The organism is Acidithiobacillus sulfurivorans (assembly GCF_018853815.1).
Lineage (GTDB): Bacteria > Pseudomonadota > Gammaproteobacteria > Acidithiobacillales > Acidithiobacillaceae > Acidithiobacillus > Acidithiobacillus sulfurivorans.
Genome location: NZ_JAAOMP010000064.1, coordinates 1 through 6,075, shown reverse-complemented (window position 1 = coordinate 6,075; position 6,075 = coordinate 1). Strand labels below are relative to the sequence as shown.

Genomic DNA, 6,075 nt, shown 5'->3' with positions numbered 1-6,075 from the left:
CCAGCCCAGGTGCTGTTCAGGACAAAGCAATACCAGATGATCCCGATTTTTCGATAAGTGCGCCCGCCATGGAATCGCAGCGAACCAGAGCAAAGGATGGGTGGCGATTTCTGACGATGGGATGTCTGACATTTCTTTGGATTCAGGCCATCTTTTTGCGGGCCTTGCCAGAATCAACAAGGCATCCTGAGCCGCTGAACCGAACGTCGCGGAGGGGTATCGCGCAACTCCAAAATGGCGGCCCGCCAGTCGTGCGCTCAACGTCCAGGAAAGCCCACGATTGTCGGCATGCGACAACCCTTCCCGGGTTTGTTGCTGCTGCAACCAGTGCTGCGCATCCAGAACGGCCGCCGCCATATATAAAGGCAGCGCCGCGTCATCCGATTTTTCGGTATCCCACATCGCTTAATCCCGCAGAGGCTGCTGAGGGGCAGGACGAGTGGAAGAGGCGTCCTCTTCCGGACTCTGTCCGCCATCTTCTCCTTTCGCGACATCTTCCGATACGATGCCGGAGATCATGGATCCCGCGCCACCGCCAGAAATCGCGTCCATGCCCATATGCAACATACTAACCAGGGTGTCAGGGTCCATCGGCTCACCCTTCACCTGCGCTTGACGCTCTTCGGTAGCCAGTGCTGCCATGTACGAACGATATTTGCGATCTGACGCATCTTGGCGCTGGCTGCGTTCCTGTTCTTCCCGCTGCCGTTGAGCAAGCATTTCCCGTTTGTTTTGATGTTGTCGCGCCGCTTTCTCATCCTGCGCTGCATGCTGCGACGCGTCATCCCACGGAGAAGGAGAAAGCGGCAAACCCTGCAGATTCATAATACGAGGAGAGGCGTTTTGCTGCGCCATAACATCAGGTGTCATCGGCATATCTTCGGTTGAATCGTCCACGGAAATTCTCCTTCTTGTCCCGGATAATGGTTTGTCTAAACCCGCTAACGTGGTTATGATAGCACATTAATAGAGATTGAAAAGGCGGACCATGCGATGCCAGAAACGACCAGTACCCCCTACTCCCAATTGTTGATGCGTATTCTGGAGCAGACCTACGCGCAACATCCCTGGCAAAGCGACGGAGAGACCATCCCCGTCGATATTGCCCTGGACGTCTCAGGGGGGCTGCCTGTCTGGTGGAACCAGGTAGCGAAAACGGCGGCTTTGCTGGACATCTCCGAAGAATACCTGCCGGCGGAACGGATAGCCGATGCACAATCGCTGTCCGGCTGGAAGCTGGTCTGGAAAGACGACATAGCGCTTTCCGCTACGGGAGACTATCTGTTGCGCGTCATCTTGCCAGCCCTCGCTATGGACGCCGTAGATGTTTTACATCAGCAGGAAGATATTCTGGCGCAAGCCCATCATCTGGGAATGTTTCCTGATAGCAACGCGCTGACTAAAAATCTCACGGAAGGCTTGTCCGTTTCGCAGTTGATCACCCCATGCGAAGAAGAACCGGCTCCTTTGCAGGGAGAAGTCCCTTCACAGGAAAGCATGTTACCCAACGAGGCGGCCGCACAACGCTCGGCGAGCCCTTTCCCCCCCTTACCAACAGAGACCCCATCTATACATTAAGGAGTTATTTTCATGGCTAAACTCAACAACCTGGATGCCCTGGATGGGGCAACCGACCGCACGAATAACACGATCGCCGCTCCGGCAGAAAGCGAAAAGGTCGCGCATCAAAATGACGCTGGCACACAACCGCCTGCCACCGAAGCGTCTCGGGGGGCTGTCGCGCGGGTCAGCAACCGCAGTGCGTGGTATCGCGCCCTGGGCATTGCAGAGCCGATGATGAGCGCCTTGTCCTCTAGCCCCGGCATCCTTTCTTCAGAAACGCATTTTGCCCAGTCCGCAGAGCAACTCAGCAAAGCGGTCTATTCCGTGGCGGAAATTCTGAAAGAGCAGCAAGTACCCCCTGTCGTGGCCATGATGGTCGCAGCACCCTTATGTGCAGCATCCTGGCAGATACAGGTGGAGAAAGGACAAAAAGCGCCATCCATCGACGCGCAAAACATCGCGAATGTAGCGATTCGATTTAATGAAGCCATGGGCGATGCGGAATTCCCCGTGCGGCAACTCCCTTATATCGCGCGCATACTCGTCGAGGATCCAGCAGCACCATCCTTGTTTGGCACCAACTTCAAAGACACTTTGCGTGGCATGTCGGGGGTCACTCTGACGGAATCCGCAGAGCGCGGGTATACAGAGGCAACGGCCCTTGCGGAAGCCCATGAATATTTTCTCGCGCGGCTTTCCGCATTTCGCCCTGAACGGATCGGAGAAGCCGTTCATGCTTCACGGGAATACATGATCCCAACAGATGGGAAAAACCGGGAAGGATGGCATACGCTGGTATTCTGGGGAGACACCGCTAAAGACGAGCGCGCTAAAGAAATGTTGGGTTTAGCGCTGGCCACCCAGATTGCCATCGGCGAAAACTGGTACAACGAAGTGCAAAAGAAAAACCCCGAATTATGCCAGATTCTGGTCAAAATGAGCAGGGAAGACAATACGCGCCTGGTCGCAACAGCCGCCAGACAGTACGCCGACAGGGTGGAGTATGGCGGCGCACATCCGGATCTGGAAGATACCGAAAAACTGGCCAGCGTCATGAGTACCGCCATGCGTGAAGGGATGACGGTTTTCCATAACGCGCGGGCCAACATCTTTACGGCAACAGAAAATATGCTCGAAAAGAAGCATCCCAAGGCGTTAGCCTCCAAAGATGAAAACCTTTTACGGGCCGCTATGGAAGCAGAAAATTGGGGCGATCGCGTCAAGGCAGCTTACCAATCCGCGAAGACACTCCGGGAAGGCATATTTTCTGGCATCCACGAGGGCGTCAGCGCCATGGACCTCTCTGTCAGCATGAAAATCCGTGCGGCGGTAGGGGCCGCTGTTGCCCCCCTGCTCAAACCTGCCAATACCAGTATTCTCGCGAAGGCATTCCCCAGCATTACGAAAGACGCCACCCCCGATCAGGCCTGCGCCACGGTGGTCGATTGGGGTGAAGTCGCTGTCCGGACAATAGCGGATGCCACCGTGAACGTCATCGACATTCCCAAACTCGACCGCGAAAAGATGCAAGGGCGCGTTGAAAAAGTGCTGCAGGAAGTGCTCGAACACACGGACGTTGTGTCGCGCTGCGCCAAACAAGGTCACGCCGCCGATATTTTCCCGGAGATGGTCAAAGAGTTACGCACCGTCATTCAGACCACTGCTGGTATGCTTCCCGGTTCCGTGCGAGAGGCTTGCATCGAATCACTTCAGCAATCCTTGTCCGATGCCGAACAGCAATTGTGTCAGATGTTTCACGCAGGCGTAACACCCTTGCAGGGGACGGTCTCTTCACAACGGGGACCAGAAAACGCGTTACCCAACGAGGCGGCTCAACAGTCACAAGAAACGGTTTCTACGCAGCGTCCTGCTTCAGGTGAGGAGGCTGCCTGATGGGATTGCGGCTGGTCATTGCAGAAAAGCCCAGTCTCGCGCGCGCCATCGCCGAAGGGCTGGGTGGCGGTACAAAAAGCGGGCAACTGGAAGCAGGCGGATATGTCATCACCAATGCTTTCGGGCATATTCTGGAGCAGGCCCCACCCGATGACTATCTAAAGATGCGTCCCGGGGCCCACCTGGATGAATCGGGTAATCTCAAGAAAGGCTGGCGGTGGGATGATTTGCCCATCATTCCCGAAGAATGGATTAAAAAGCCCGTTGAAAAAGCGGCAGATCAACTGAAGAAAATAGGCCTGTACCTGAAACAGGCAGACCTAGTGGTTCACGCCGGAGACCCGGATCGGGAAGGCCAATTGCTGATTGATGAAATCCTGGAATACTTTCATTATAAAGGCCCCGTACAGCGCGTCTGGCTAGCGTCCATGGACGCCGCATCCGTCAAAAAGGCCTTTGCAACACTACGGGATAATCAGGAGTATCGATTCCTATCCATAGCAGCGGAATGCCGTTCCCGCGCGGATTGGTTGATTGGGATGAATCTTTCGCGGGCCTGGACCATTCGCAATCATCAAAAGCTGTCCGTGGGTCGTGTACAAACGCCTACACTGGCATTGGTGGTGCAGCGCGATCTGGAGATCGAAGCCTTCCGACCGAAGTCCTATTACGAAGTAGTCGCCCACCTGTCCGTGGAGCAAGGCCTCTTTAAGGCACGCTGGAAGCCTTCTGCAGAGGAAGCAGACTCCCCGGCATTTGATACCGAAGGGCGTCTGATTGATAAAACCTTTGCAGACAGGGTGGCTGCAGCAGGAAAAGCAGCCAGTAAGGGCACCGTCGCACAACATCAACAACAAGACAAAACCAGCCAGGCACCCTTACCGTTCAGTTTGTCCGCACTGCAGAAAACCGCATCGGCCCGATGGGGCATCAGCGCCAAAGGCGTACTGGACGCCTGTCAGTCTCTCTACGAGAAAAAGTTGACGACCTATCCTCGAACCGACTGCCGGTATCTGCCAGAGGAACAATTCGTGGACGCTGCCCGCATTATCGGCAGCCTGCAAGAACAGTCCTTCGTGACCAAAATGGTGGATGGCACCGAGTTATCCCCCGGGCGGAAACATGCGGCCTGGAATACAGGGAAAATTACAGCGCATCACGCGATCATTCCAACTGGCGCACGTCCATCTTCCCTGGATCAGGATGAAACGCATATTTACCACGCGATTTGTCAGTCTTACTTGGCGTTGTTTGCCCCTCCCGAGAAATACAAATCGACGCAGGTCGTCGTCCATCTTGGGTTGGACAGTGCTTCAGCGCCGATGGAATGGGTAGCCAGCGGAAAACGGGTTATTGACCCCGGCTGGAAACGGCTATTCGGGGCAGAGGACGCGCAGGAAGAGGAAGAAGGGGATGATGGACAGATTCCTCCCATGCAAAAGGGTGACCCTACGCAGTGTCAGGAAACCCGTGTCGTTTCCAAAGAAACCCGACCGCCGGCACGATTTACGGATGGAACACTGATCGACGCCATGAGCAATATCCACAAAATGGTGCAAGACCCGGAGGCGCGCGCACGCCTCAAAGAAAACGCGGGGATTGGCACCGAAGCCACGCGGGCAGCCATTCTCGAAACATTAAACGAGAAGGGCTTCATACAGTCCAAGGGTAAACAGTTGATCTCTACCCCCTTAGGTCGTGCCTTCATCGCCAAAATGACGCCAACCATCAAGGATCCGGTCATGACGGCGCGGTGGGAATCGGTACTAGACGGGATATCGGCGGGGAAAGTGGAGATGCGCACGTTTATGGCAGGCATCGAAAAGCAGGTCACCCAATCGCTGGAAAATGTGCCTTGCGACGTCGTGCCCAACCAGCATGTGGAGGCCTGTCCGATTTGTGCGGCGCCCTTTTCGGTACTCCGCAAGGAATCCACCAAAAAGGCAGGGAATTTCTACTGGGTCTGCGACAATCCCGACCGCCCGCACGAAAAGCTGTCCGATGACAATGGCCGTCCGGGGAAACCGTTTGAACCCCGTGCGGAACTCCCTTTGGAAAATGGCGATGGCCCCAAATGCCCGAAATGTAAAATCCCTACCTTTCATATGGTCACCAATACAGAAAAGAAAAAACCCTACTGGCGCTGCCGGAAATGCTCGAAATCCTGGTGGCCTGGCGACCCGGACACAGAAGGTAAGCCCACGTTAGGTACTGCTTGGCCTTCTCGGTGAATACCGCTATCATGGCTAATGTAACAATTTTTTGGAGCATCTATTTGTGAATGAATCAAACCAAACATCGGGCAGCCATACCATAGAGAAGGAATCCGCTTCTCCAGCCACAGAACATGGAACGGAGCCGGTGAAAGGTAGACCTAAGCGTGCCCGGCCTTATGTAGAGCCCATCACCCGACACATGGCGGACATCGCGCAGGATGCACAGGTTTCCGAAGCGGTCGCTTTCCGCGTCGCACAATCTTTTCTGAGGAAACTCGTGCAACGATTAACCGCCGAAGACTGGCCGGAAAATGGGCATCTGGTTCTATCCAATATTGGTCGTTTTGAATGGCGACACTGGGCGCCGCGTCATGGTTACAATCCTCGGGCACGCGAAGCCTTG

The 6,075-nt window shown here is 55.1% G+C and carries 6 protein-coding genes; 4 read left to right on the top strand and 2 right to left on the bottom strand.

Going from position 1 to position 6,075, the window contains the following annotated elements:
- Nucleotides 1-402, bottom strand: a 402-nt coding sequence (locus tag HAP95_RS05720) for a hypothetical protein (protein ID WP_215883342.1), incomplete at its 3' end; no start/stop codon positions are given.
- A gap of 3 nt (nucleotides 403-405) precedes the next feature.
- Nucleotides 406-897, bottom strand: a complete 492-nt coding sequence (locus HAP95_RS05715; RefSeq protein ID WP_215880892.1) for a hypothetical protein — start codon at nucleotides 895-897, stop codon at nucleotides 406-408.
- 96 nt (nucleotides 898-993) lie between these two features.
- Between HAP95_RS05715 and HAP95_RS05710 the strand changes: the two genes are divergently transcribed.
- From HAP95_RS05710 to HAP95_RS05695, 4 genes are all read left to right on the top strand, one after another.
- Nucleotides 994-1,578 carry a hypothetical protein gene (locus HAP95_RS05710; protein ID WP_215880893.1) on the top strand — a complete coding sequence of 195 codons (585 nt, stop codon included), beginning with the start codon at nucleotides 994-996 and terminating at the stop codon, nucleotides 1,576-1,578.
- Between the two features lie 12 nt (nucleotides 1,579-1,590).
- Nucleotides 1,591-3,456 (top strand): hypothetical protein, encoded by a 1,866-nt coding sequence (locus HAP95_RS05705; protein WP_215880894.1) that lies wholly within the window; start codon nucleotides 1,591-1,593, stop codon nucleotides 3,454-3,456.
- Complete coding sequence (locus tag HAP95_RS05700) at nucleotides 3,456-5,687, top strand: DNA topoisomerase 3 (RefSeq protein WP_215880895.1); 2,232 nt, start codon at nucleotides 3,456-3,458, stop codon at nucleotides 5,685-5,687. Before HAP95_RS05705 ends, HAP95_RS05700 begins: the two co-directional genes overlap by 1 nt.
- 46 nt (nucleotides 5,688-5,733) lie before the next feature.
- On the top strand, nucleotides 5,734-6,075 hold a 342-nt coding region (locus tag HAP95_RS05695), incomplete at its 3' end, for an HU family DNA-binding protein (RefSeq protein WP_215883341.1).